This window comes from Thalassotalea sp. G2M2-11 (assembly GCF_017168195.1).
GTDB lineage: Bacteria > Pseudomonadota > Gammaproteobacteria > Enterobacterales > Alteromonadaceae > Thalassotalea_E.
The window spans coordinates 144,250-169,531 of record NZ_JADNYL010000004.1; the positions used below are offsets into that span (position 1 = coordinate 144,250).

At 39.5% G+C, this 25,282-nt stretch carries 23 protein-coding genes; 18 read left to right on the forward strand and 5 right to left on the reverse strand.

Annotated features, from left to right (window positions below; genetic code table 11):
* Positions 1-93 precede the first annotated feature (93 nt).
* Together IV514_RS14560 and IV514_RS14565 are read left to right on the forward strand one after the other, a co-directional pair.
* A complete protein-coding gene (locus IV514_RS14560; protein WP_206486016.1) occupies positions 94-1,476 on the forward strand; it encodes a hypothetical protein in 1,383 nt (460 codons plus the stop codon).
* A 44-nt stretch (positions 1,477-1,520) separates the two neighbouring features.
* Positions 1,521-2,117, forward strand: a complete 597-nt coding sequence (locus tag IV514_RS14565; RefSeq protein ID WP_206486017.1) for a YjaG family protein — start codon at positions 1,521-1,523, stop codon at positions 2,115-2,117.
* Between the two features lie 5 nt (positions 2,118-2,122).
* On the opposite strand, the gene rsmD is transcribed toward IV514_RS14565, so the two are convergent.
* A complete protein-coding gene (gene rsmD / locus IV514_RS14570; RefSeq protein WP_206486018.1) occupies positions 2,123-2,728 on the reverse strand; it encodes a 16S rRNA (guanine(966)-N(2))-methyltransferase RsmD in 606 nt (201 codons plus the stop codon).
* Between the two features lie 119 nt (positions 2,729-2,847).
* Between rsmD and ftsY the strand changes: the two genes are divergently transcribed.
* The 3 genes from ftsY to ftsX are packed head-to-tail and all read left to right on the forward strand — an operon-like array spanning position 2,848 to position 5,752.
* Positions 2,848-4,053: a signal recognition particle-docking protein FtsY gene (gene ftsY, locus IV514_RS14575; RefSeq protein WP_206486019.1), complete on the forward strand. Its 1,206-nt coding sequence runs from the start codon at positions 2,848-2,850 to the stop codon at positions 4,051-4,053.
* A 39-nt stretch (positions 4,054-4,092) separates the two neighbouring features.
* Entirely contained in the window at positions 4,093-4,785 is a 693-nt protein-coding gene (gene ftsE, locus IV514_RS14580; protein WP_206486310.1) for a cell division ATP-binding protein FtsE, read from the forward strand.
* Positions 4,778-5,752 carry a permease-like cell division protein FtsX gene (gene ftsX, locus IV514_RS14585; protein ID WP_206486020.1) on the forward strand — a complete coding sequence of 325 codons (975 nt, stop codon included), beginning with the start codon at positions 4,778-4,780 and terminating at the stop codon, positions 5,750-5,752. The genes ftsE and ftsX overlap by 8 nt, the downstream gene beginning before the upstream one ends.
* Here ftsX and IV514_RS14590 read toward each other — a convergent pair.
* The gene (locus IV514_RS14590) at positions 5,749-6,960 is read right to left on the reverse strand and encodes an HDOD domain-containing protein (protein ID WP_206486021.1); all 1,212 of its coding nucleotides are present in this window, start codon (positions 6,958-6,960) and stop codon (positions 5,749-5,751) included. The two genes, ftsX and IV514_RS14590, sit on opposite strands and share 4 nt — an antisense overlap.
* A 288-nt stretch (positions 6,961-7,248) precedes the next feature.
* Here IV514_RS14590 and rpoH point away from each other — a divergent pair, with 288 nt between their 5' ends.
* Together rpoH and IV514_RS14600 are read left to right on the forward strand one after the other, a co-directional pair.
* A complete protein-coding gene (gene rpoH / locus IV514_RS14595) occupies positions 7,249-8,109 on the forward strand; it encodes an RNA polymerase sigma factor RpoH (protein WP_206486022.1) in 861 nt (286 codons plus the stop codon).
* Between the two features lie 214 nt (positions 8,110-8,323).
* Positions 8,324-10,942 carry an EAL domain-containing protein gene (locus tag IV514_RS14600; RefSeq protein WP_206486023.1) on the forward strand — a complete coding sequence of 873 codons (2,619 nt, stop codon included), beginning with the start codon at positions 8,324-8,326 and terminating at the stop codon, positions 10,940-10,942.
* 10 nt (positions 10,943-10,952) lie between these two features.
* On the opposite strand, the gene IV514_RS14605 is transcribed toward IV514_RS14600, so the two are convergent.
* Complete coding sequence (locus tag IV514_RS14605; protein ID WP_206486024.1) at positions 10,953-12,065, reverse strand: hypothetical protein; 1,113 nt, start codon at positions 12,063-12,065, stop codon at positions 10,953-10,955.
* A gap of 45 nt (positions 12,066-12,110) precedes the next feature.
* Between IV514_RS14605 and tatA the strand changes: the two genes are divergently transcribed.
* Genes tatA through IV514_RS14640 form a run of 7 tightly spaced genes read left to right on the forward strand, consistent with a single transcriptional unit; the run spans position 12,111 to position 16,739 of the window.
* Positions 12,111-12,347 (forward strand): Sec-independent protein translocase subunit TatA, encoded by a 237-nt coding sequence (tatA, locus tag IV514_RS14610; protein WP_206486025.1) that lies wholly within the window; start codon positions 12,111-12,113, stop codon positions 12,345-12,347.
* Positions 12,348-12,350: 3 nt separating this feature from the next.
* Positions 12,351-12,704: a Sec-independent protein translocase protein TatB gene (gene tatB / locus IV514_RS14615; protein WP_206486026.1), complete on the forward strand. Its 354-nt coding sequence runs from the start codon at positions 12,351-12,353 to the stop codon at positions 12,702-12,704.
* Positions 12,701-13,456, forward strand: coding sequence for a twin-arginine translocase subunit TatC (tatC, locus tag IV514_RS14620; RefSeq protein WP_206486027.1), 756 nt, complete (start codon positions 12,701-12,703; stop codon positions 13,454-13,456). The genes tatB and tatC overlap by 4 nt, the downstream gene beginning before the upstream one ends.
* Positions 13,449-13,994, forward strand: a complete 546-nt coding sequence (locus IV514_RS14625; protein ID WP_206486028.1) for a hypothetical protein — start codon at positions 13,449-13,451, stop codon at positions 13,992-13,994. The genes tatC and IV514_RS14625 overlap by 8 nt, the downstream gene beginning before the upstream one ends.
* An 11-nt stretch (positions 13,995-14,005) precedes the next feature.
* Positions 14,006-14,803 carry a TatD family hydrolase gene (locus tag IV514_RS14630; protein ID WP_206486029.1) on the forward strand — a complete coding sequence of 266 codons (798 nt, stop codon included), beginning with the start codon at positions 14,006-14,008 and terminating at the stop codon, positions 14,801-14,803.
* A gap of 52 nt (positions 14,804-14,855) precedes the next feature.
* Positions 14,856-15,878 (forward strand): porphobilinogen synthase, encoded by a 1,023-nt coding sequence (gene hemB, locus IV514_RS14635; protein WP_206486030.1) that lies wholly within the window; start codon positions 14,856-14,858, stop codon positions 15,876-15,878.
* A gap of 6 nt (positions 15,879-15,884) precedes the next feature.
* Positions 15,885-16,739, forward strand: a complete 855-nt coding sequence (locus tag IV514_RS14640; protein WP_206486031.1) for an EamA family transporter — start codon at positions 15,885-15,887, stop codon at positions 16,737-16,739.
* On the opposite strand, the gene ppx is transcribed toward IV514_RS14640, so the two are convergent.
* Both ppx and rhlB read right to left on the reverse strand, forming a co-directional pair.
* Positions 16,711-18,252 (reverse strand): exopolyphosphatase, encoded by a 1,542-nt coding sequence (gene ppx / locus IV514_RS14645; protein ID WP_206486032.1) that lies wholly within the window; start codon positions 18,250-18,252, stop codon positions 16,711-16,713. The two genes, IV514_RS14640 and ppx, sit on opposite strands and share 29 nt — an antisense overlap.
* Before the next feature lie 9 nt (positions 18,253-18,261).
* Positions 18,262-19,521 (reverse strand): ATP-dependent RNA helicase RhlB, encoded by a 1,260-nt coding sequence (gene rhlB / locus IV514_RS14650; RefSeq protein WP_206486033.1) that lies wholly within the window; start codon positions 19,519-19,521, stop codon positions 18,262-18,264.
* A gap of 213 nt (positions 19,522-19,734) precedes the next feature.
* Here rhlB and trxA point away from each other — a divergent pair, with 213 nt between their 5' ends.
* The 4 genes from trxA (at position 19,735) to ubiD (ending at position 25,236) form a co-directional block, all read left to right on the forward strand.
* Entirely contained in the window at positions 19,735-20,061 is a 327-nt protein-coding gene (gene trxA, locus IV514_RS14655) for a thioredoxin TrxA (RefSeq protein ID WP_206486034.1), read from the forward strand.
* Positions 20,062-20,252: 191 nt separating this feature from the next.
* A complete protein-coding gene (rho, locus tag IV514_RS14660) occupies positions 20,253-21,512 on the forward strand; it encodes a transcription termination factor Rho (protein ID WP_206486035.1) in 1,260 nt (419 codons plus the stop codon).
* A gap of 102 nt (positions 21,513-21,614) precedes the next feature.
* Positions 21,615-23,558 (forward strand): prolyl oligopeptidase family serine peptidase, encoded by a 1,944-nt coding sequence (locus IV514_RS14665; protein ID WP_206486036.1) that lies wholly within the window; start codon positions 21,615-21,617, stop codon positions 23,556-23,558.
* Positions 23,559-23,766: 208 nt separating this feature from the next.
* On the forward strand, positions 23,767-25,236 hold the full coding sequence (ubiD, locus tag IV514_RS14670; protein ID WP_206486311.1) for a 4-hydroxy-3-polyprenylbenzoate decarboxylase: 1,470 nt from the start codon (positions 23,767-23,769) through the stop codon (positions 25,234-25,236).
* Positions 25,237-25,282 lie beyond the last annotated feature (46 nt).

Consider the following 25,282-nt stretch of genomic DNA (forward strand, 5'->3'; position numbering starts at 1 on the left):
TTAATTAGAGAAGGGAGCCAACAGGCTCCCTTTTTTATTCGTCAAAGCTATGCTAATTTTAATGGATAGAGTGCTTGTTTAACTGAGGCTGAAATGACAGAAAAGCGCAAAATATCCAAGGCGTTAGATGAAAAAGTACAAGCGCTTGCTGGAGAAATCTATGTGCAAATTGAAGAAAAAGTGGCAGAGCTTTTAGTTAATCAAAGCGACAATTTGACCATTTCGACTGATGATATTGCCAAGCATCCTGATGTGATCAGCTTAAAAAACGAGAAAAATGAATTAGCTCAACATCTGCAAACCAGTGAACAGCAACTTGCGCAATTGACAGCTGATCATCAACAGCAAGTGGCTAAGTTAACGCAAGTACTGAATGAAAAACAGCAACTCATTGATAATCAACAATCATTAAACGAAGCTAAACTGACCGATACCGAAGTCGCACTCAAAACTAAACTGGCTGAGTATTCCACCTTAACCGAAGAGCACAAGCGATTATTAGCAACAGAGCAACAGCAACAACTGGCACTTGAGCAAGCGGTAGAAAATAACAAAGTATTAAGCCAGCGTGTGGAAGAATTGCAAGCGAAGGAACAGAGTTTGGTCAAAAATGATCAGGCCAAATCTGCAACCTTAGATGTGCAAAACCAACAAATTTCGGAATTAAATAATCGAATTAATACTTTAGGTGCTGAGCTTGAACTGAGCAAAGCAGAGCAAGATAAAAGTGCTTCAGAAATCGAACAAAGCTTCTCACAGTATAAACAACAGCAACAAGTGCTGGAGCAACAAAATAAAGCGCTTGAGCTAAGTAAAGACACGCTAACTGAGGAAACTAAGCAACTGCGTGCAGAGATCCATACCTTACAGCAGAAAATTGAGCAAGATCAGCAGGCGCTCATGACACAAGAGCAACAGGTTAGTGAACTCACCCAAGCGCACCAGGCTGAACTGGCACAGTATAAACAACAGTTGAGCGCATTAACTGATGAAAAAGCGGCAATAACCAAGCAATTAGCTACTGAACAAGCAGAAGCTCAACAACAAGCGCAGACCCACCAACAGGCATTAGAACAACTCAATCAACGTATTAAAGCAAGTGATGAGCAACAAAGTAAAAATGCTCAAGTACTTGCCACCTTACAACAAAGTTATGATAACTTGGCGGTCTCATTTGAACAGGCGCAACAAGAATTAGCGCAGTATCAAAGTACGGCAGAATCTTTAACCAACGAACTTGAGCAGGCCCAACAAACGCTTGAACACAATCAAAAACGCTTTAATGCGCAAATTGAAAAGCGGGACAAGCAAGAGGCAGAATATAATAAAGCACGAGAAACCATTAAGTATTTGCGCGATGAAAACCTAGAATTAACTGACAAATTTGAACAACAAATTTCTGAGTTAGAAGGTAAAGTCACAGAATATCGTTTACGTTTTGAATATGCCCAAAAAGAATTAGCTAAAAACCAGTAAGTTTTTTGCTATGATATCGCCAGTTATTTTGTTAGGAATTAAATGTGACGGTCCATCTTCCTTTTGCTAAGTTGTCACAATGGCAACGCATTGCCTTTAGTGCGGCACTTATAGAACGTATGCTTCCCAATTATCGTATTTTTGCTGAACAAGCGGGTTTTGGTAATTTCCAACTACTTCGCAATCAAGTGGATTTAATTTGGCAGCGCTTGGATAAATCACAAAAAGTAAAAATTAACTTTGATGCTCAGTTACTTAAATTAGAAGAGCAAGTACCTGATCCTCAAGCTTTCGATTTTTTTGGTGTGTATCCAGCGTTAGATACCTCGATGGCGGTGATGTCTTTATTGCAAGCGATGCAAGACAGTGATGGTTTAGGCTTTGAGAATGTGTCACGCTTATCTGAAAATAGTGTTAACTTTTACGTGGAACTTTGTCTTGATAATGACCAAGAAAGACTGCTTACTGATGAAGAGCTCGCTCTTCAAATGAGTCAACATCCATTAATTCAATGGGAACTAGCGACCCAGCATGAGTTATTTGATTTCTTAAAAAATGCGCCTGAAAATAAAGCAACTATCACCGAAATTAAAAAAATCGTGCTAGCACAAGGCATGTCAAATTTAGGCATCGAAACCTAACGGTCTTATGCTTGTGTCAGTTGATATAGGCGGTAGCTAACTTGACCTGCCGTTTTTTCTTTTAGTAATGACCAGTTACTTGGTAAATTCAACGGCGCACTTTCACTTTCCATTTCAAGGTAAACAATCGCTTGTTGGCTGAGCCAACCTTGTTGTAATTGTTTAATGGTTTGCTCGACTAAGCCCTGACGAAAAGGGGGATCGATAAAGACAATATCAAAGGTTTGTGATGCTGGTTGAGCTAAATAATCGAGCAAATTTTGGTGAATAATAGTGATGTTATCAGCGCTTAATAATTGCTGGTTCTGTTTTAGTTGTTGGGCTGCTTGTTTATCAAGTTCAACTAAGGTGACATGTTCTGCATGTCGAGATTGTGCTTCAAACCCTAAACTCCCTGCACCGGCAAAGCAATCTAAGCATTTGCTTTGATTAATATAAGGCATTAACCAATTAAACAAGGTCTCTTTTACCCGATCTGTGGTTGGGCGCAAACCTTCCGCGGTTAGCACAGGTAATTTTCTCCCTCTATGTTTACCTGCGATTATTCGAATGCTGCCCTTGGTCTTTTTTGATGAGCTTGCTTGCTTGGTATAATTTTTAGATTTGCGCATAAGTTAACAACTGTGGTTTTTTGTCGACTATTTAGGTGGTAAGATAGCGGCAATTTTATCCTTGTTTCCACTATTAATGCTATCAATATTGTCGATGATGGCACAAAGAAGATGTAAATATGTCGAAGAAGAAAGGTATGTTTTCCTGGCTAGGGTTAGGCGGGGAAAAAGAACAAAGCACAGAAAAAACACCTGAAATGGCTGATGTTGACCAAACTGAGTCAACAGAGCATGAGTCACAACCAGAGAAAGAGGTTGCGCCCACATCTACATTGTCAAATAATGATTTGCCAGAGCCAGAGCCAGAGCCAGAGCCAGAGCCAGAGCCAGAGCCAGAGCCAGAGCCAGAGCCAGAGCCAGAGCCAGAGCCAGAGCCAGAGCCAGAGCCAGAGCTAAAATTAGGCTTTTTTGCGCGATTAAAACAAGGCTTAAGCAAAACACGGCAAAACCTTGGTGGCGGGCTATTTGATTTATTTCGTGGTAAAAAAATTGATGATGAATTATTTGAAGAGCTCGAAACTCATTTGTTGATGGCTGATGTTGGTGTTGAAACCACCATGAAAATTATCGACTCTTTAACCGAGTCGGCTTCTCGCCGTCAGTTAAAAGATGCTGAAGCCTTGTATGAATTGCTAAAAGCCGAATTAAAAAGTGTCATTGAACCTGTTAGCCAGCCATTAACAATACCAGAGAGTCAGTCTCCGTATGTGATTTTAATGGTAGGCGTTAATGGTGTTGGTAAAACAACCACCATAGGTAAATTAGCAAAACAGTTTCAGGCACAAGGTAAATCAGTGATGCTGGCTGCTGGTGATACTTTCCGTGCCGCTGCCGTTGAACAGTTACAGGTGTGGGGCGAACGTAATGAAATTCCAGTGATAGCACAACATACGGGGGCGGATAGTGCCTCGGTAATTTTTGACGCTATTAGTGCCGCCAAGGCTCGCAATGTTGATGTATTGATAGCTGATACCGCAGGACGACTACAAAATAAAAGCCACTTAATGGAAGAGTTGAAGAAAGTGGTTCGTGTGATGAAAAAGCTCGATGAAAATGCTCCCCATGAAGTGATGTTGACCATAGATGCTGGCACAGGACAAAATGCGTTAAGCCAAACACAATTATTTGATGAAGCTGTCGGTTTAACGGGCTTAACCTTAACTAAGCTTGATGGTACCGCTAAAGGTGGAGTGGTGTTTGCGGTGGCGGATAAATATGGTATTCCGATTCGTTACCTAGGAGTCGGTGAAGGCATTGATGATTTAAGACCATTTAATGGTGATGATTTTATCGATGCTTTATTTACAGAAGAAAAATCATCGTAGTTATGCTGCACTGATTAAAAAATAAAAGAATAATGTTTGATGATACGTTTTAATAATGTAAGTAAAACCTATCCTGGCGGCTTTTTAGCGTTAAACCAAGTTAACTTTAGTTTAGCTGCTGGCGAAATGGCGTTTTTAACCGGGCATTCTGGCGCCGGTAAAAGTACATTATTAAAATTAATGAGCTTGATGGAAAAGCCCACCAGTGGCAGTGTTTATATCAATGGCCAAAACCTTGCTGAGGTTACATATCAACAAATACCCTATGTTCGTCGTGGTATAGGGATGATTTTTCAAAATCATAATTTATTAATGGATCGCACCGTATTTGATAACGTTGCGCTGCCATTAATTATTGAAGGCTATAGCCATAAAGAAACCAAAAAACGGGTTGATGCTGCACTTGATAAAGTGCATTTAAGTAGTAAATTGCGTTGTTTTCCTAATATGCTTTCGGGTGGAGAGCAACAACGGGTTGGTATCGCGAGAGCGATTGTGAATAAACCGCCAATTTTACTTGCAGACGAGCCAACAGGAAACTTAGATCCTAAATTATCACTAGATATTATTAAGTTGCTTGAAGAGTTTAATGATGTAGGTGTTGCTGTATTAATCGCAACTCATGATCTTGGTTTGATTGCGCGATTAAAGTACCGCACCTTAACCTTAAAAAATGGCGCTATGATTAACGATGGTTTGCTGGAAGGCTTACAAGGTGAACAGCATGGCTAATATTCCTTCTACAGCAAGTAATAGTCGCCCTGCGCTGGGCGCAAAAATTAGCGCCCGAATTGTTCGCCATTTTCAACAAGGTATAGGCAGTTTAGGTGACTTATGGCGAACCCCTTTCACCTCGATGATGACGATTTTGGTGTTAGGGATCAGTTTAACATTACCTGCCACATTACAGATGTTTGTTAAAAATGCCCAAGCCATTTCTAATCAATGGGATTCCGCCTCAGAGATTAATGTCTTCCTTAAATTATCTGTCACTGATAAAGCAGCAAAAAACTTAGTACAACGTATTCAGCTGTATCCACAAGTTGCTTCGGTCAAATATATTTCAGCACAACAAGCGTTAGATGAGTTTAAACGTCTTTCAGGTTTTGGTCAGGCATTGGAATACTTATCTGATAACCCTTTACCCGCAACTATACTGGTGACTCCAACACAGCGGGCTAGTCAGCCTCAAGCAGCTCAAGAGTTATTGCAAAAACTAGAAAATGAAAAAGAGGTGGCACAAGGCAAGTTGGACTTAGAATGGTTGACGCGTTTAAAAGCTATCACACAGCTTATAGAAGATATTGTGCTGGGTATTGCCACTTTATTGTGTTTATCGGTGGTATTAATTATTGGTAACACCATACGCTTAGCTATTTTAAATCAGAGAGATGCGATTGCCGTGATGAAATTGGTTGGTGCGACAGATGATTTCATTCAACGACCTTTCTTATACGCTGGAGCTTGGTATGGTGTTTTGGGTGGTATGGTGGCAATACTGTGTGTTGAGCTATTAGCTATTTATTTATCGGGTGCCTTAATTAGGCTGACCGATTTGTATCAAAGTAACTTTACCTTACAGGGCTTAGATTCTGGTGAAATGCTTGGGCTTATTCTTGCGGCAGTGCTATTAGGGTTATTCGGTAGTTATATTTCCGTACGTAAGCATATTCGAGCGATAGAGCCGACGGCGGATTAAACATCTAACATACCATCTGTCCAGGCAATGGCTTCCTGCTGGGCTTGAAAAACAAATTCTGTGCTTAATTCAAGCTGCTGGGCGACATTGTCGCAGTCTTGCCACTGACCTTGTTCACATTGCTTCGCTAATGCTAAGTAATGATTAAGGTAATTTTTTTCATTCCGTAATGCAGATTTGATTTCATCATGAATAGGTAAGATCGCTAGCACTTGCTCTAAATCGTGATCTAAGATGCCATCTATCATTGATAAAATACCAGTTAAAAATGCTTTCGGTGGGTTTTCATCATCGTTTCGTTTAAGTGAAATTATTTCACAGAATTTTGCCCGGATCAGTGAAATACGCATTATTTCAGAGCACTTTCCTTCATTTAAATCTGACAAGGCTAACAGCGCAATGAATTTTTTTAATTCTAATTCGCCAATATAGATCAGCGCATGCTTGAGCGAAGTAATTTCTTGATTATTACCATAGGTAGGACTGTTGATAAAACGCAGTAACTTGTATGTTAAGCCAGGATCGGTGGAAAATGTTGCACTAATAGCATCAAAGTCTAATTGTGTTTGGCTTGAGTGTGATAATAAGTCGAGAATGGCTTTCTTGGCGGAAGAAATTCTGCGCTGCTTAATAATTTCTGGGCGAGCAAAGAAATACCCTTGAAAATGAGTAAAGCCAATCATTTTTAACTGAGCAAATTGCTCAGCCGTTTCAACTTTTTCAGCTAATAAAGTCACGTCCAGTCGATGTAATTTTCGTATCGTCTTACTTAAACTGATAATTGACTGATTAAAGACATCAATTTTTATAATGTCGATATAAGGAAATAACGGTGTCCATTTTTCATCAAAATCAAAATCATCCAATGCAATGGTGTAGCCACGATCTTTTAATGTTTTTACTGCGGTAATCAATGCTTGGCAAACCTCAACATCTTCCAGAATTTCAATGACAATTTTTTTAGGATCAAGAAAGCTAGGAAAATGTTTAATCAGTGTTTCTGAATGAAAATTAATATAGGCAGTTGCCCCGCCAGTAACCTGTTCTATGCCTAGCGTTAATTGACTGTCGGTTAAAATATTCGATGTTGCTTGATTGGGGTCTATATCGGGGAAACTATTGCTTTTCCCATCACGAAATAATAACTCATAGGCAACAAGGTTTTTCCTACTGTCTAAAATAGCTTGTCTGGCAACATATGAATGCATGAATAGTTGTTCCGAATACTTCTTAATTTATAGTTTAAACAAAAAGCTTACATATCGTTAGTTTTTTGTTGGTATTAATGTATTTGGTTAAGTGTACAAATAGAAGTGTGAGATGAAATTTGTTCAATATCAAAGAGTTTGGCTGCGCGCTAAATAAATAAATTCATTTTCGATGAAAGCAACCGTTGTATCGGCCTGTCTAGTAAGGTAAGGTGGCCTCAATAGGGGTCGATCATCTAAACAGATCATGTTATGATCGCGAGCCAAGTTAAGAAAAGGGTTTATTAAATGAGTGAGACAATGCAATCGATGACGCTAACGGTTCCACAAAGCGGCAGCATTGAAGCGTATATGCAATCAGCATACAGCATTCCTATGCTAACTGCTGAGCGTGAGCATGAGCTTGCAACTCGTTTACACGAAGAAAACGATTTACAAGCGGCGCAAGAATTAATCATGTCGCATCTACGTTTTGTGATCCATGTGGCGAAAGGTTATGCCGGATACGGTTTACCACAAGCTGACTTAATTCAGGAAGGTAATGTTGGTTTAATGAAGGCGGTTAAACGTTTCAATCCAACAGTAGGTGTTCGTTTGGTTTCTTTTGCTGTTCATTGGATAAAAGCAGAAATCCATGAGTTTGTCCTACGTAACTGGCGTATTGTTAAAGTTGCAACAACCAAAGCACAACGTAAATTATTTTTTAATTTGCGTAAAAACAAGAAACGTTTAGGTTGGTTCAGCAATGATGAAATAAGCAATGTGGCTGAAACGTTAGGCGTGAGCAAGAAAGATGTGTTGGAAATGGAATCTCGCATGACCAGCCAAGATCAAACTTTTGAAATTTCGTCTGATGACGACGATAGTTCACAAGGAATGAGTTTTGCCCCTGCACAGTATTTAGAAGACAAACAGTCAGATATTGCTGAACAGGTGGAGGAAAGTAATTGGGAAAATCATGCTAATCAACGCTTAGCCAATGCCTTAGTTGCACTAGATGATCGTAGCCAAGACATTATTAAGACACGTTGGTTAAACGATGATAAAAGTACACTGCAAGAGCTTGCCAATAAATATGAAATTTCAGCAGAACGTGTACGCCAATTAGAAAAAAATGCGTTAAGCAAATTAAAATCTGGTATGGCTTAATAACGCCTTAAATAACCTTTCGAAAAAACCGACAAACGTCGGTTTTTTTATTTCTTTTTTTCCATTTTGTGGTTTAAATCACGTTTACAGATACTTGCTATTAGCTAGGATAGCTGTGGTTGTGTGAATTTTGTGCAATAGTATTGTATTACACTTAGAATTTGTTAGACTAACCCCATTAAAAATAAAACAAAAATAAATGGATCAGCCTTAGATGGAAGTAAGGGCGAACAGTGATACGCAAGCAATGAAGCAGCTACCTAAGCTCAAATCTTTGCTTAAAAAGTATCGGCAAGTTAAAACAATGCAAACAGGTCTGCTACAGTTATCTGAACTGGCTAGCACTGTGACCAATATCACATCTTTCTATCAAGCACTTGAATCAGTAATTAAATCTTTATTAATCACTGACAGTTTTCATATCGTTTTACTAAATAGTCAACGCCAACTTTCTCTTGCTTATAGCCATAATACCAGAGAGCAGCGTTTATTTGAGCATCTAGAACAACAACAATGGCAACGTTGCTTAACGGGCTTAGTGTTCGAAGAAGGTGAGCCATTACATTGCAGCTCAGCAGAGAGAATGGCGCTTGCACGCGCCGAAAAAATCTCGCTTTATGGCTCTCCTTGTGTTGATTGGCTCGGGGTTCCTTTATATCGAGGTCATCAAATCATCGGCGTGATTGCGCTAAAAAGCTATGATGAAAAGTTGTATTTTGATGACCGGGATTGCCAATTGCTTGAATTTGTTGCTGAACATTTAGTAACGGCGATAGATCGAGTACGTAGCCGAGAGTTACTGGAACAAAACATTCGTCAGCGTACGCAGAAATTAACTGAAACCAATCAGAAGCTTCAGCAAGAGATTGCGGAACGGCAAAAAGCGGTGAAAACTCACAAAGCATTATTGGCTATTTCAGAACTTTCTGCAGCAGGCCAAAAGATTGATTGCTTTTATCATAGTCTTCATAAAGAAGTTGCTAGCATATTATCAGCGACAAATTTATACATTGCCTTGTATTCAGTTGAAGAATCACAGTTCACTTTTCCGTATTATCAAGATGAAAAGTTAACTAAGCCGTCTGCGAGAAAGTTATCGAATGGGCTCACTGAGCTAGTGATCAAGTTCGGTCAACCAATATTGATCAGTAAAGGCAAGATTTGTCGTTTGAATGAATCTGGAGAATTAGACACTCAGCCATTTACCTTAAACTATCCTAAAGAAAAATTACCACAAGCCTGGCTTGGTTGTCCGTTAATTGAACATGATAATATTATCGGTGTGTTGGCGATACAACATTATCACGATGCCGATGCTTATCAAGAAAGTGATATTGAACTGATTCGCTTTGTCAGTCGACACATTGCGTCAGCCATTATGCGAAAAAAAGCTGAAGCAGACGCACAGCATAATAAAGATATGCTGGAAAAGTTAGTTAGCCAGCGTACTCAGGAATTACAGGCAACTAATTTAAATTTGCGGATGCAAATTGAAGAACGCAAAAAAGCTGAGCAGCAACTGTTTTTCGAGGCACATCATGATGCTTTGACTAAATTACCGAACCGAGCCATGTTTGCTGATCGTTTATCTTATGCAATCAAACATGTTAAGCGTCATCCTAAGCATAGATTTGCCGTGTTATTTATCGACCTTGATCGTTTTAAAATGATCAATGACACTTTAGGTCATCATGCTGGTGATGAGTTTTTAATTGAAATTGCCAGACGTTTATCTGAATGTGTGCGTGACAATGATATTCTTGCTCGATTAGGTGGCGATGAATTTGTTATTTTATTAGATTCTTTGCAATCCCAAGATGATGTTGAAGAGATTGCCTCTCGTATTATTAATTCGATTGCCCAGCCATTTGAATTAGAAGGCAATGTACTGCACTCTAATGCCAGTATTGGCATTGCGCTGTGTAATCATCATTACAACAATACCAATGAAGTGTTACGTGATGCTGATGCGGCTATGTACCAGGCAAAAAGTTTGGGTCGAGGTCGATATGTTTTCTTTGATGAAAGTATGCGAGAGCAATTGATTGCCAGCATGACGTTAGAGCAAGAGCTGCGTGTTGCGATTCAAGAACAGCAGTTTGAATTACATTATCAGCAGATTTCAGATTTAGAATTATCCAGTACTATCGGTTTTGAAGCCTTGTTGCGCTGGCAACACCCAAGTAAAGGGTTGTTAACGCCGAGTGAGTTTCTTTTTATGGCTGAAGAAACCGGTATGATCCTTGAAATTGAATCTTGGGTCATTGCTCAAGTGTGTCAGCAGTTAAAAGATTGGCAACATCATGAAGAGTATCAACATGCCTTTGTTGGTATCAATTTATCTGGTCGTCACTTAACGCAAACGAATCAGTTGAATGCTTTGATCGGTGAAATTAAACACAACACTATTGAGCCAGAACGATTAATTTTAGAATTTAATGAGTCGGCATTTAGTCAGCATACGGAACTTGCGCTTAAGGGCTTGAAAAAATTAAAAGAGTTTGGGGTCAAACTCGCGTTAGATGATTATGGCGCAGGTTTGTCATCATTTAACTTCTTATATAATTACCCGTTTGAATTTATTAAGCTTGATCGTAGTTTGATCCGTTCTCTAAATAATAATAGTGAAAATATTGCCTTAATTAAGGCCTTGCATGAGTTAGGTGAGCGCTTTGGTTACCGTCTAGTTGCCGAAGGGATTGAATCGCAAGAAGTACTTGAGCAGTTACAAAAAGCGGGCTGTGATTTTGGTCAGGGTTATCATATTAATCGCCCGTGTAAGATTGCGAAAAAAAGTGAAACCATAGTCACCCCGAGAAAAGCGTTAGCTTAGATTAAGTAAGTTAGCCTTTAGAAAAGAAGCCTTCAATGCGAAAGGCAATCCCCGGTGTTGTGGTATAATTTTCTTCTTCAGGCCATTCAAGAAATGGCTCTACCTCAAAAAATAGCCAAGTTTTCAGCGCGTTAAAACGATATCGATAACTCAATGTGTACTTGTCAATAATAAAACCACGCTCACCATTACGCTCACCTTGTACTTGTAAGGCGGTGATGCTTGCGGCATTTTGTTGTAACTGTTTTAACCGATAAAAACCATGCTTCCAGCGTAGTCCACTAAAAGACTGAGAGACTCTGACGCTGTAATTGACACGATACTGAGTTTGTTGCTTAGCTTGATAATCGTATTCAAATAAAAGTTTTGCTCCCAAGCCGTCATCCAAGAAATAGTAGATTGATGGTTCAGCTTTAAAGCTGTGTCTATCCTGCCAATTGTATCGCCGCTTATGTTTGACTTTTAAAAAAATATCACCACCAGATATACCAATGCGTGATTCTAATAGCTTGTCTGTGCTCTTATTGTGCGTGTACCTGACCGCCGCCGCAAAGTTATTGTCATCATTGTCGGTATTTATATCGTTTTTTTCTAATGGCAATAAGCTTTGGTCTGCGTCATCTTCATCAGACAAAATTAAATCGGCTTTGTTTTTAAAATGAGGGAGCTTAACTTTAATACGAAAGCGAGTGTCAAACTCGCCCCAATCTCTCGATTTTGGCTCCCAGCCTACCCGAATTCTTGCGGTAACTTTAGGCGTTTCTTGTTCAGAGTTTTCATCAAGAAAAAAGCTATCAAACCACATGGCGGATTGAAAAACTGAATTTGAGATTGTTTCGTGAAACTCTTGCATCCATTGATAATTGTCTGGGGGGATGTGTTCAGCATCACAGGGTTTATTCAATGGCTGGCGTTGCTGAGTTTGTGAAGAGTTATTGTTAGTAGTTGCGGGTGTTTTTTCCTCTTGTGGAGGGGGTACTTCTAATGAGCAGGCAGACGCTGTTGATAAAACAAACGGTGATAGGAGGATCACTAAAAATAATGACAATAATGTATCGAATACTTTTCCCTGCAAACTTTGTTCTACCTCATCTTTTAATTGGCTAAATGGTGCTTTTTTCAAAATAAACTTTATAATGAACTCAATTGAATTATAGGAGTTTTTTTAATGGGTGGTATAAGTATTTGGCAATTAGTGATAATTGCCGTTATTGTGATTTTATTGTTTGGTACGAAAAAGTTACGTAACTTAGGTTCTGATCTTGGTTCTGCAGTCAAAGGCTTTAAAAAAGCCGTAACTGACGAGGAAAAAGACAGTAAGAGTAATGATGCCTTAGCAGATAAATCTGTTGATGACTCTACAACTCAATCAACCGTTGACGCCAAAGAAAAAGATAAAGTTTAACTGATGTTTGATATTGGTTTTTGGGAGCTACTGTTAATTTCAGTTATTGGATTAGTTGTCCTTGGCCCTGAACGTTTGCCTGTTGCGATTCGTACGGTTCGTTCATGGATTTCCGGTGTCAAAAATTTCAGTAACAGTGTGAAAAACGAACTAACAGAAGAACTCAGAATTCACGAGCTTCATGCTAATTTGAAAAAAGCTGAGCAGTCTAATTTAGAAAACTTGTCTCCAGAAGTAGCAGAATCATTGAAAACCTTGAAAGAAGCCGCAGATTCGGTACAACATCCGTATACTAAAGGGGCTTCAGAAACAAGCTCAACAGATACTGTCAAAAAGAAAGAAAGCGATAACGAATGAGTTCTTCAACTAAGCAATATACGTTATTTGATCACTTGCTCGAATTACGTTCCCGATTATTGCGTTCAGTACTTGCGGTATTAATTGTCTTTTGCTCGATGATATATTTTGCGAATGACATTTATGAATATGTATCTCAACCTTTATTAGCCAGTATGCCAGAAAGTGGTCAAATGATAGCAACAGATGTTGCATCGTCATTCTTTGCCCCTTTTAAATTGACCATAGTGTTAGCTCTGTTTATCAGTATGCCGTACATTTTGTATCAGGCATGGTCATTTATTGCGCCTGGTTTATATAAAAATGAAAAGCGCTTGATTGCTCCTTTGATGTTTGGCAGTAGCTTTTTATTTTATGGTGGCATTGCGTTTTCATATTACGTGGTGTTTCCAATTGCCTTTAGCTTTTTTACTTCTGTAGCGCCTGAAGGTGTTAATATTGCGACAGACATTAGTAGCTATCTTGATTTTGTCTTAAAGTTATTTTTTGCCTTTGGTGTCGCATTTGAAATACCTATTGTGATCATTTTGATGTGCTGGACTGGGTTTACAGATCCAGAAAGCTTACGTAAAAAGCGTCCTTACATTATTGTCGGCGCATTTGTCGTGGGAATGTTATTAACGCCACCAGATGTTATTTCTCAAACCTTACTTGCTGTGCCTATGATGTTGCTATTTGAAGTTGGGGTGTTCATTGCAGGAATGTATTATAAAAGTGACAAAGAAGAACAAGCCGAGGAAGGCAATGGCTAAGGCAGGGATCATTATTTCCCTATTTTCTTTGCCTATGTTTGTGAATGCTGGAAGCTTATCTGAGTTATTACTTTGCGCGCAGATAAAAGAAAATCAAGCTCGTTTAAGCTGTTACGACAAATTGGTCGCATCGGTAAACACGGAGCAGTCATCACAACAATCGACACTTGAAGTGCGTCCGACAGCTCCCGTTAAAGATAATGGCGAAGCGGTACCTTATCGCCCAGTGAATAATAAGGTGCGTATCGTTAAGCAGCCGGTATCTGAACAAGCAAATGTTGTCGATACCCCTAAGATCACTAACACTCAAGATGACATTATTGGAGAGCAAGTTTTTACTATTGCACAAGCGCAAAAAAATGCGGCTGACGATTGGCAACTGACGTTCACTAATGGCCAAGTCTGGTGGTTACAAGGAGAGTCTGATGCAATGTTCAAATCAGGACAACAAGTAGAATTAAATAAGGGCTTTCTTGGCGTAGTTTATTTGAAGAAAGCGGACGACAATAAAAGAATACCGGTTAAACGAATAAAATAGCGAAGATAAGCTTGATTGATATAGGCGTTAATTTAACTAATTCTCGGTTCGATAAAGATAGAACGCTGGTTATTGAGCGCGCTAAATCCGCCGGTGTTCATGGTTTATTAGTTACGGGGACTAGTGTAGAAGAAAGCCAGAAAGCACTCGCCTTATGCCAACAATATCCGAGTTCTCTTGCCTGTACAGTTGGTGTTCATCCACATGATGCGGATAATGTTAGTGATGATTATATCGAGCAATTACGTGCGTTAAGTCACTCTTCTCTGGTGAAAGCGATTGGTGAATGTGGCTTAGATTTTAATCGTAACTTTTCTACACCCGTCAACCAACAACGCGTTTTTCAACAACAAGTCGATTTGGCAAAGGAATTACACTTACCACTGTTTTTACATCAACGAGATGCCTTTGATGCATGGTTAGACATTTTAACGCCCGTAATTGGTAAAGTACCTGCGTTGGTAGCTCATTGTTTTACTGGTAATTTAACGGAACTACGTGCTTGTTTAGCGCATGATATGTATATAGGTATTACTGGATGGATTTGTGATGAGCGCCGTGGCCATACATTAAGAGAAATTGTTCGTCATATTCCACTTGAGCGACTGATGATAGAAACTGATGCTCCTTATTTAACACCACGAACGATTCGGCCAAAACCTAAAAGTAGTCGTAATGAACCGAGCTATCTGCCTTATGTGGTTCAGACGATAGCTGAGCAAATGAAATGTTCGGTTGAGCAAGTAATACAACATACCAGTCAAAATAGTGCGTCAGTCTTTGCTATGCAGCTAAAGACTGATAGCTGAATTTTATTGCAGAAATTAATGTGAGTCGTTTGCTCGCTTAATAGGAGATAACATGAGTAAAAGCTTTGGACAATTTCCGGCGCGTAGAATGCGCCGTATGCGTAGAGATGATTTCTCTCGTCGCTTAATGGCTGAAAATCAGCTGACTGTGAATGATCTCATTTATCCAGTGTTTGTGCTTGAGGGTGAAAATCAGCGAGAAAGCGTGGCATCCATGCCAGGGGTCGAACGTAAAAGTATTGATTTACTGTTAGAAGAAGCACAAGAGCTTGTCTCGTTAGGCATTCCCGCGGTTGCTCTGTTCCCTGTCACGCCTGATGATAAAAAATCATTAATGGCTGAAGAGGCCTATAACCCTGACGGCTTGGCACAAAGAGCAGTACGTGCTTTAAAAGCTAATTTCCCTGAATTAGGCGTGATCACTGATGTGGCATTAGATCCTTTCACTACTCATGGTCAAGATGGCATTATTGGGGAGAGTGGCAAAGACGAAGGCTATGTCTTAAATGACATCACTAAAGACATTTTAGTTAAGCAAGCTTTGTCGCATGCACAAGCTGGGGCAGATGTGGTTGCACCGTCAGATATGATGGATGGCCGTATTGGGGCCATTCGTGCTGAACTGGAGCAACACAATTTTGTTAATACTCGGGTACTGGCGTATTCAGCAAAATATGCGTCAAATTACTATGGACCATTTCGTGATGCGGTTGGCTCAGCAAGTAATATCAAAGGTGGAAATAAATATTCTTACCAAATGGACCCTGCTAACAGTGATGAAGCCTTACATGAAATTGCCCAAGATATTTATGAAGGAGCCGATATGGTAATGGTCAAACCAGGTATGCCGTATTTGGACATTGTGCGTCGTGTTAAAGATGAGTTTAAAGTGCCAACCTATGCTTACCAAGTCAGTGGTGAGTATGCTATGCACATGGCGGCCATTCAAAATGGCTGGTTGGCTGAAAAACCCTGCATTATGGAAGGTTTGTTAGCCTTTAAACGTGCAGGCGCAGACGGCATATTAACTTATTTCGCTAAACAAGTGGCTCGTTGGTTAAAAGAAGACGCTTAAAGGCGCATGCAGACACAGAGAACTCACGCCTTAGTAGCATTGCATAGTGCGGTGCTACTGTTTGCGTTATCGGGTTTGTTTGCCAAATGGTTGAATATGTCAGCAACCACTATTGTTTTTGGCCGAGCTTTCTTTTGTGCGCTGACTCTCGCCATTGTTGTGCGAGTGTTTAAACGACAGTCGTTAAAATGCTCAAGCACTGTATTAAGTGCTTTTGTACTAACAGGTGGCATCTTAGCTTTTCATTGGGTCAGTTTCTTTCAAGCGATTCAGGTGTCTTCTGTCGCAATTGGTTTGATAACTTTTGCTAGCTTTCCTATTTTTGTGAGCATTTTTGAACCGCTCTTTTTTAATGAAAAATTTTACTCACGAACCTTGTGGCAAGCATTATTCACTTTTGTGGGTATTTACTTAATTGTCCCGACAAATAACCCAGAAACTAGTAACATTTATGCAGGCGTTTTGTGGGGAGTCGCCTCTGCCTTGAGTTTTGCAATATTAACTTTGCTCAATCGCAAATTTGTCCGTGGTATTTCGGTTAAACAAGTGGCATTTTATCAAAATAGTTTTGCTGCACTGTTTGTGCTGCCTGTTATGTTGATGAATCCATTAACTATTTCAATGTCGCAACTCAGCCTAATCGTTTTATTAGGGGTGGTATTTACCGCGCTAGCTCATAGCTTGTTTAACTATTCATTAAAAACTATTAAAGCACAAACGGCCGCTGTTGCGGTGAGTCTTGAGCCTATCTATGGCATCTTGGCAGCATATTGGTTATTGGCTGAATCACTAAGTATGACTATGGTAATAGGCGGTGTCATTGTTCTTGCCACTAATGTATGGGCGGCAACGAATCATTGATGGACTGACATTGAATATCGAGTGCTAAGTTGAACACTTTAAGGTGTTGATTCTCTTGGTGCAGTTCGTCGGCAATAAGGGGGTGCTGTGTTAACCATGCTGTTGGTAAGCATAAGTGGATTGTATTCCCGTTAACTTTGGCTTGGTATTGTGGCAACACATCGTCTTTTCTACGACGACAAAGAATGATCGCCAACCTTAATATCGCTAATAAATATTGTGCGTTTTGATAGTTACAGGTTGATTGTTGTAAAAGCTTAGCATCAATATCACCTTTATAGAGTAAAACCAATGCGGAAAGTAATTGTCTATCAGCTTGTTCAAAACCGGGTAGTTCCGCATTATTGATAATATATGCATTATGACGTTGGTGATGTTTAAATTCTAACAACAACCCTATTTCATGTAATTGACAACTTGCGAGTAAAATTTGGTAATCATTATCTTGCTTAAGCTGCCATGCTGACTGAAAGCTTTGAAATAAACTTAACGCTTGATTTTTAATGTTTTCAGCATGATGACGATCAACGTGAAAACGCTGCATCAAGGCATTAATGGTTCGCTGCCGGATATTGACTTTAGCGTCATGAGGTAGCATTTCATATAACAAGCCTTCACGCAGAGCACCACTAGAGAGTTGTAACTGTTTTATGTTAAAACATTGAAATATAGCCAATAAAATAGATAAACCACTGGCAATTACTGGGGTGCGTTCACTTGATAAGCCAGCAATTGCAATATGTTTGATTGACTGACAATGGATCAACTGCTGCTTAAACGCTTGTAAATATTCTAACGTGATAATTGTTGGTTGATGTTGGTAGGTCAATACTTCAGCTAGTGCTTGCATGGTACCTGAACCACCTAATACACTTTGCCAGCCAATTTGTTGATACGAAGAAACGATTGTTGATAATTCTTTGCTTGCTGCCTTGATGGCTCGTTCAAAGTTATCTTCGCTTAACAGACCATTAGCAAAATACTGGTTGATAAAGGTAACACAACCAATATTTAAGCTGGTGACTTGTTTAGCGGTTATTCCTTCGCCGACAATAAGCTCAGTGCTTGCACCGCCGATATCTATCACCAATCGCTTATTGTCACTACAATTGGTATGTGCAACACCTTGGTAAATATACTGCGCTTCTTGTTCGCCTGAGAGCAAGGTAATTTGGTGATTTAAGATGACATTGGCTTGGGCAATAAAGTCATCTCTGTTGTTGGCTAAACGTAATGTCGCGGTAGCAACAATACGAATATTATCTGTAGGAATATCTTGTAAACGTTCTGCAAAAAAGCTTAAGCATTCTAAGCCACGAGCGATGGCTTGTTGGCTAAGCTTGTTCTGTTTATCAAGCCCTGAAGCGAGCCTGACTTTACGCTTAACTTTATCGACTACCTGAACACTGTCGGCGAGTTGTCGAGTGATGAGCATATGAAAGCTATTTGAACCAAGGTCTATCACCGCGTAAAGCGGTGAACGTTGACAAGGGTTGTGCTCAATACTCGACATTACACTTAACTACCTAGTATGGCGTCTACCAGCTGTTTTTCCTCTATTTTGTCCACCATTATGCGGTCTGTGACGGCGTTGACGTGGTGTCGGTTTAGGAAAATCTGTGATTAACGCGTCGGGATCATATTTACTTACTGGCAACGCATGCTCTATATAGGTTTCGATTGCCGGTAAATTAAAGACATATTCTTCACAGGCGAAACTGATGGCATGGCCTGTTGCACCTGCTCGACCAGTACGGCCGATACGATGAACGTAATCTTCACAATCATCGGGTAAATCGTAATTAAATACATGAGTAACTTGCGGGATATGCAAGCCGCGAGCGGCAACATCTGTTGCTACTAAAATATCTAACTGCCCTGCGGTAAATTGCTCGAGTATTTTTAAGCGTTTCTTTTGGATCACATCGCCGGTAAGCAAACCAACACGGATGTTATCCGCAGCTAAATGGGCGTAGACGTTTTCACAACTGTGCTTAGTATTGGCAAAAATAATGGCTTTATCTGGCCACTCTTCTTCGATGAGCGTTTGTAATAGTTGCATTTTATCTTCTTGCGAAGGATAAAATAATTCTTCACTAATGCGCACATTGGTTTTCTGCTCAGGTTCAATTTCGACACTGACAGGATCATTCATGTGTTCAAAAGCAAGTTCTTTGACACGGAACGACAAAGTGGCAGAGAACAACATGCTTAAGCGATCAGTTGCTGCTGGCATGCGTCGGAACATGTAGCGGATATCTTTTATAAAACCAAGATCAAACATACGATCGGCTTCATCGAGTACGACAACATCAATATGATTTAGGTTGTAGACGCCTTGCTTCATGTAGTCAATTAATCGGCCACAGGTGCCAATTAAAATGTCAACGCCTCGTTCGAGTTCTTGACGTTGACTTTCATAGCCTTCGCCGCCATAGACGATACCCAAGCGTAAGCCTGTGCTTTTCGCCATTTCAAGTGCATCACGATGAATTTGTACGGCTAATTCTCGTGTTGGCGCCATGATCAACGCTCTAGGCTGACCTTCTGCTTTCGATGGTTTATTAAGTAAGTGATGAAATGTGGCCGCTAAAAAGGCGATGGTTTTACCTTCCCCCGTTTGTGCTTGACCGGCAATATCTTTGCCTTCAAGTAAAATGGGTAGGGATTTCGCTTGGATAGCGGTGCATTGGTTAAAGCCCATGGCATTTAATCCAGCAACTACTTGAGGTGCCAGATCAAGCTCTGTGAACTTTGTATCTGATAAGTGTGTTTTATTCATGAGGCGTAGCTTAACAGGTTACGAGAGCAATAAAAAACAGTATCTAATAGTTGAGAAGCAATTAATCTAAAAAAACTTGGGGTTTATTGGTTTTTTGGCGCAACTTCTGTGATAAATTTGCTAGAATTTATTGTGATATATTGGTAATTAATTGCGATGCGGGTATAATCCGGAGCAATTTGGCGAGACAGCCATCATTTATTGGAGAAAAAAATGAGCGATAAAATTGTTCAGTTATCAGATGACAGCTTTGAAGCTGATGTAATTAATGCATCAGGTCCGGTTTTGGTTGATTTTTGGGCTGAATGGTGTGGCCCTTGCAAAATGATTGCTCCGTTATTAAATGACGTTGCAGAAGAGTATGCAGGTAAAGTAACAGTAGCCAAGCTCAACATAGACCAAAATGATGCAACGCCACCTAAGTATGGCATTCGTGGTATTCCTACATTATTATTGTTTAAAGATGGTGCTGTAGCTGATACTAAAGTTGGCGCATTATCTAAAACTCAATTAAAAGAGTTTATTGAAAACAATTTATAATATGTAAAGGCTCGTTGTTTCGAGCCTTTTTTATTTTGTCTTCAGTTAGAATTGATTTGTTACTTTACCAATATAGTATTTAATGCTAACTTTAAGAATCAAAGAAAATAACATACCTAAGCCCGAACTCAACTCTTGAATTATGCCCTGTTGGCAAACCCAAACAACATAAACACTCTAAGAACCTCAATATGAATCTTACCGAACTCAAACAAAAATCTATTAGTGAGCTAATACAGTTAGCTGAATCAATGAAACTTGAGCATCTTGCTCGAAATCGTAAGCAAGATATTATCTTTGCTATTTTAAAAGCGCACGCTAAAAGTGGTGAAGATATTTTTGGCGGCGGAGTATTAGAGATTTTACAAGATGGTTTCGGCTTTTTACGCTCGGCAGACTCATCTTACTTAGCTGGTCCTGATGATATATATGTATCGCCAAGTCAAATTAGGCGCTTTAGTATGCGCACGGGCGATACTATTGCAGGTAAAATTCGTCCTCCAAAAGATGGTGAACGTTACTTTGCCTTATTAAAGGTGAGAGAAGTTAACTTTGATAAACCTGAAAATTCTCGCAATAAAATCTTATTTGAAAACTTAACACCTATTCATCCTGATGCACGTATCGGTATGGAACGTGGCAATGGTTCTACAGAAGATATTACTGCTCGAGTACTGGATTTAGCATCGCCTATAGGTAAAGGTCAGCGTGGTTTAATCGTTGCACCACCTAAAGCAGGTAAGACTTTGTTGTTGCAAAATATTGCACAAAGTATTGCTCATAATCATCCAGAATGTGAATTAATGGTATTGCTGATTGACGAACGCCCTGAAGAAGTGACCGAGATGCAACGACTAGTCAAAGGTGAAGTGGTCGCATCAACGTTTGATGAGCCAGCTAATCGTCATGTTCAGGTTGCTGAGATGGTGATTGAGAAAGCCAAAAGGTTGGTTGAACATAAAAAAGATGTCGTTATTTTATTGGATTCGATCACACGTTTAGCGCGTGCTTATAATACGGTTATCCCATCCTCGGGTAAAATATTAACCGGTGGTGTTGATGCAAACGCATTGCATCGTCCAAAACGCTTCTTTGGTGCGGCACGTAATATTGAAGAAGGTGGTAGTTTAACCATCATTGCCACAGCATTAATTGAAACTGGCTCGAAAATGGATGAGGTTATTTACGAAGAGTTTAAAGGTACAGGTAATATGGAATTACACCTGTCTCGTAAAATTGCCGAAAAACGCGTTTTCCCAGCGATTCATTTTAATCGTAGTGGTACTCGTCGTGAAGAATTATTGACTAAGCCTGATGAATTACAAAAAATGTGGATACTTCGTAAGATAGTTCATGAAATGGGTGAAATAGACGCTATGGAGTTTATGATTGATAAACTTGCGATGACTAAAACGAATAATGAGTTTTTTGATTCAATGAAACGTAAGTAACTTGATGATACTCGAGTAAAAAAGCCAGCAACTTGCTGGCTTTTTTATTGGGATAATTTTAATATATTGTAAAAAATTAATACTCAATATAGGGATATAAAATTGAAACGATATATTGCATTTCTCACTTTATACTGCATTTTTTCACACTTAGCACTCGCTAAAAATTCTTCACTACCATCTGACCACTTTGGGCATTTACCTATGGTTTATAAACCTGATGTCTCGCCTAATGGTCAACATACGGTTGCCGTATTTAACAGTGATGATGGGCCAAGTGTTGTTGTGGCACCTTTTGGTAGTACTGAGTTAACTACTATAGTTAAATTAAAAAAATCCCAAGACAGAGTTGATGATGTTTATTGGTTAAACAATGAGAGAATTTTAGTCTCAGCTAGTTACTCGGAAAGAGTCGCGGGGAATAAATACCGGATCAGCCGTTTATTTGTGGTTAATAAAGATGGCAGCGACTTAATTGAAATTAAAAGAAACCTGAAAAAAGATGCGCCTGATTGGTTAAAAAGAAATACGCCTACAGTGATCTCAATATTAGCCGATGATCCAAAACACATCTTAGTGCAACTTTATAACCGAGAAGATCAAGCGCCTTCGGTATTTAAAGTTAATATATATACCAATGATTTTGAAAAACAATTTGTTAACGATATTAATGTTTTTTATTGGAGTACCAATAAAGAAGGGGACGTCCTATTTGGCTATGGTAATGATGAAGATGATAGAAGCAGAGAAACACGGACAATTTGGTATCGTGAAACCGTAGACGCCGATTGGAAACTTTTACATAAAAGAAAGTTATTCGACAAAGTATCGTTTAATCCGTTGCTTGTTGAAGAAGGTAAGCTATATGTATTGAGTGATTATCAAACGGGCAGACGAGCTTTGTGGTTATATGACATTAAAAGTAATAGCTTTGAAAAATTGTTATTTGGTCATGATAAGTATGATTTGAGTAATGTCATCTTTAACTCTGAAAGAACAGAAATTATCGGGGTTAGTTATTTAGAGCACTTTAGGGTTGATCACTTCTTTGGTGATAAAGAAAAGCATGTTTATCAATTGGTAAATAATAGTTTTAAAGGTTTCAAAACCAGTATTGCAGGCTGGAGTGAAGATCGCAGTAAAATTATTGTCAGAGCGCAAAGTCATAACTCACCAAGCAAGTATTTTTGGTTAGATTTACAGAATAAATCGGGTGCCTTTTGGTTCAGTCAGTATCCTTATTTAGAGAATAAACCATTAGCCCAGACTCAACCTTTTGAATTTGTTGCTTCAGATGGTATGAAGTTAAATGGTTATTTGACCATGCCAACTAATGGTGGGAAAGCAAAACCTAAGCTAATTATTCATCCACATGGTGGCCCTTTTGGACCGCGCGATACGCAATATTTTAACCCTTATGTTCAGTTTATGAGTAATTTAGGTTATGCCGTTTTACAGGTTAACTTTCGTGGCTCAGGTGGGTTTGGTCTTCAATATAAAACCAGTGGCTATCGAGAGTGGGGTCAGCGTATGCAACAAGATATTTATGATGCGCACCAATGGCTTGCTCAGCAAGGTACTGTTGATACCAATGATGCCTGTGTAGTTGGAGGTAGTTATGGTGGGTTTGTTGCATTAACTGCGGCGATTCAAAAACCTAATGACTACAAATGTATTGTCAGTATTGCAGGCGTAGCGGACTTAAATGAAATGGCGAATTTTAGATCTCGATTTAGAGGTGGCTGGAAAGCGCATGTCAGAGAAACGATAGCTGATCTAGAACAAGAAGGCACCGAAAATGCTTTAAAATCTGTTTCAGCTCAGCATCACTTAAATCGTATTAAAGCTCCGATATTATTGATTCATGGCTTGAATGATACCCAAGTTAGAGCCTCTCAATCACAAGACTTCTACGATGAAGCTAAACGTAAAGGCCTTGATGTTGAATACATAGAGTACAAGTATGGTACCCATTATTTAGATGAAAATGATAATCGTAAAGGTGCTTTTAAAGCGATTGGTGAGTTTTTAACTCAGCATCTTTAATCCTGTCAGCCATTGTAAAATGGTTTGGTTTTTTATTGGTAAATCCCTGCTAAATGGGAAGTTAGCGGGGATTTTTTATATGATTTGTTAAAGTTCAGCTCTGTTGTTCATCGTCTCTTTTATTCGCAGATATAGGGGAATGAGACTAACGCTATGCCTTTAGAGCCCAGATCAGTATAATAAGTAAAATTTTGTATAAAATATGACAATGAAATACAGCGATTTAAGAGATTTTATTGAACAACTCGAAAAAATAGGTGAACTCAAACGGATCACTCAACCTATTTCTACTGAACTTATGATGACAGAGATCAGTGATCGAACCTTACAAGCAGGCGGGCCAGCACTGTTATTTGAAAACCCTATTGGTTACGACGTGCCAGTGTTAACGAATTTATTTGGTACACCTAAACGGGTTGCGATGGCAATGGGTCAAGAAGATGTGTCTGCCTTGCGTGAAGTGGGCAAATTATTAGCGACTTTAAAAGAGCCGGAGCCGCCAAAAGGTTTTAAAGATGCATTGGATAAATTACCTTTATATAAACAGGTATTAAATATGCCGGTTAAGGTGATTAAAAAGCCCTTATGTCAGCAAGAAGTGATGAGTGGTGAAGCGGTCGATTTAACCCAATTACCGATTCAAAAATGTTGGCCGGGTGATGTAGCACCTCTGATCACTTGGGGGCTGACAGTAACACGTGGTCCACATAAAGAAAGACAGAACTTAGGTATTTACCGTCAACAACTGCTCAGTAAAAATAAGATCATAATGCGCTGGTTATCTCATCGTGGCGGTGCGATTGATTTTCAAGAATTTAAAAAGACTAATCCGGGTGAAAAATATCCAGTCTCCGTAGCTTTAGGAGCTGATCCCGCAACGATTTTAGGCGCGGTGACACCAGTACCTGATACGTTATCTGAATATGCGTTTGCAGGGCTTTTACGCGGTGCGAAAACAGAAGTGGCTAAATGCATCAGTAATGAGCTAGAGGTGCCAGCCACGGCGGAGATTATTTTAGAAGGTTATATTGATCCTGAAGAAGTGGCACCTGAAGGGCCTTATGGGGATCATACTGGCTATTATAATGAAGTTGATGATTTTCCTGTCTTTACCGTTACTCATATTACTCAGCGTAAACAACCAATTTATCATAGTACTTATACAGGCCGGCCACCAGATGAACCGGCTATATTAGGGGTTGCGCTTAATGAAGTGTTCGTGCCTATTTTACAAAAGCAGTTCCCAGAAATTCAGGACTTTTATTTACCGCCAGAAGGTTGTTCTTATCGTTTAGCCGTAGTGACGATCAAAAAGCAATATGCAGGTCATGCTAAACGTGTGATGATGGGGGTTTGGTCGTTTCTGCGCCAGTTTATGTACACGAAATTTGTCATTGTTTGTGATGATGATATTAATGCGCGAGACTGGAAAGATGTTATTTGGGCAATGACAACTCGAATGGATCCTTCCAGAGATACAGTGCTAATCGAAAACACCCCGATAGATTATTTAGATTTTGCATCACCAGTGTCTGGATTAGGCTCAAAAATGGGCATGGATGCCACTAATAAGTGGCCCGGTGAAACTGATCGTGAATGGGGTGAGCCGATAGTCATGGATACTAGTGTTAAACAAGCAGTGGATGAAATTTGGAGCGAACTCAACATTATTGAGTAACTCATTAAATAAAACATAAACAGTAGATAGCTGTTTAATTGATAGG

What these genes read in the sequence shown, in the direction of transcription:
- rsmD (WP_206486018.1), bottom strand. Translation starts at nt 2,728, where the DNA reads ATGCGCAAATCTAAAAATTATACCAAGCAAGCAAGCTCATCAAAAAAG.
- ftsY (WP_206486019.1), top strand. Translation starts at nt 2,848, where the DNA reads ATGTCGAAGAAGAAAGGTATGTTTTCCTGGCTAGGGTTAGGCGGGGAA.
- IV514_RS14600 (WP_206486023.1), top strand. Translation starts at nt 8,324, where the DNA reads ATGGAAGTAAGGGCGAACAGTGATACGCAAGCAATGAAGCAGCTACCT.
- tatC (WP_206486027.1), top strand. Translation starts at nt 12,701, where the DNA reads ATGAGTTCTTCAACTAAGCAATATACGTTATTTGATCACTTGCTCGAA.
- ftsE (WP_206486310.1), top strand. Translation starts at nt 4,093, where the DNA reads ATGATACGTTTTAATAATGTAAGTAAAACCTATCCTGGCGGCTTTTTA.
- ppx (WP_206486032.1), bottom strand. Translation starts at nt 18,252, where the DNA reads ATGTCGAGTATTGAGCACAACCCTTGTCAACGTTCACCGCTTTACGCG.
- IV514_RS14590 (WP_206486021.1), bottom strand. Translation starts at nt 6,960, where the DNA reads ATGCATTCATATGTTGCCAGACAAGCTATTTTAGACAGTAGGAAAAAC.
- IV514_RS14640 (WP_206486031.1), top strand. Translation starts at nt 15,885, where the DNA reads ATGCAGACACAGAGAACTCACGCCTTAGTAGCATTGCATAGTGCGGTG.
- trxA (WP_206486034.1), top strand. Translation starts at nt 19,735, where the DNA reads ATGAGCGATAAAATTGTTCAGTTATCAGATGACAGCTTTGAAGCTGAT.
- rho (WP_206486035.1), top strand. Translation starts at nt 20,253, where the DNA reads ATGAATCTTACCGAACTCAAACAAAAATCTATTAGTGAGCTAATACAG.
- IV514_RS14560 (WP_206486016.1), top strand. Translation starts at nt 94, where the DNA reads ATGACAGAAAAGCGCAAAATATCCAAGGCGTTAGATGAAAAAGTACAA.
- ftsX (WP_206486020.1), top strand. Translation starts at nt 4,778, where the DNA reads ATGGCTAATATTCCTTCTACAGCAAGTAATAGTCGCCCTGCGCTGGGC.
- tatA (WP_206486025.1), top strand. Translation starts at nt 12,111, where the DNA reads ATGGGTGGTATAAGTATTTGGCAATTAGTGATAATTGCCGTTATTGTG.
- IV514_RS14625 (WP_206486028.1), top strand. Translation starts at nt 13,449, where the DNA reads ATGGCTAAGGCAGGGATCATTATTTCCCTATTTTCTTTGCCTATGTTT.
- rpoH (WP_206486022.1), top strand. Translation starts at nt 7,249, where the DNA reads ATGAGTGAGACAATGCAATCGATGACGCTAACGGTTCCACAAAGCGGC.
- hemB (WP_206486030.1), top strand. Translation starts at nt 14,856, where the DNA reads ATGAGTAAAAGCTTTGGACAATTTCCGGCGCGTAGAATGCGCCGTATG.
- rhlB (WP_206486033.1), bottom strand. Translation starts at nt 19,521, where the DNA reads ATGAATAAAACACACTTATCAGATACAAAGTTCACAGAGCTTGATCTG.
- tatB (WP_206486026.1), top strand. Translation starts at nt 12,351, where the DNA reads ATGTTTGATATTGGTTTTTGGGAGCTACTGTTAATTTCAGTTATTGGA.
- ubiD (WP_206486311.1), top strand. Translation starts at nt 23,767, where the DNA reads ATGAAATACAGCGATTTAAGAGATTTTATTGAACAACTCGAAAAAATA.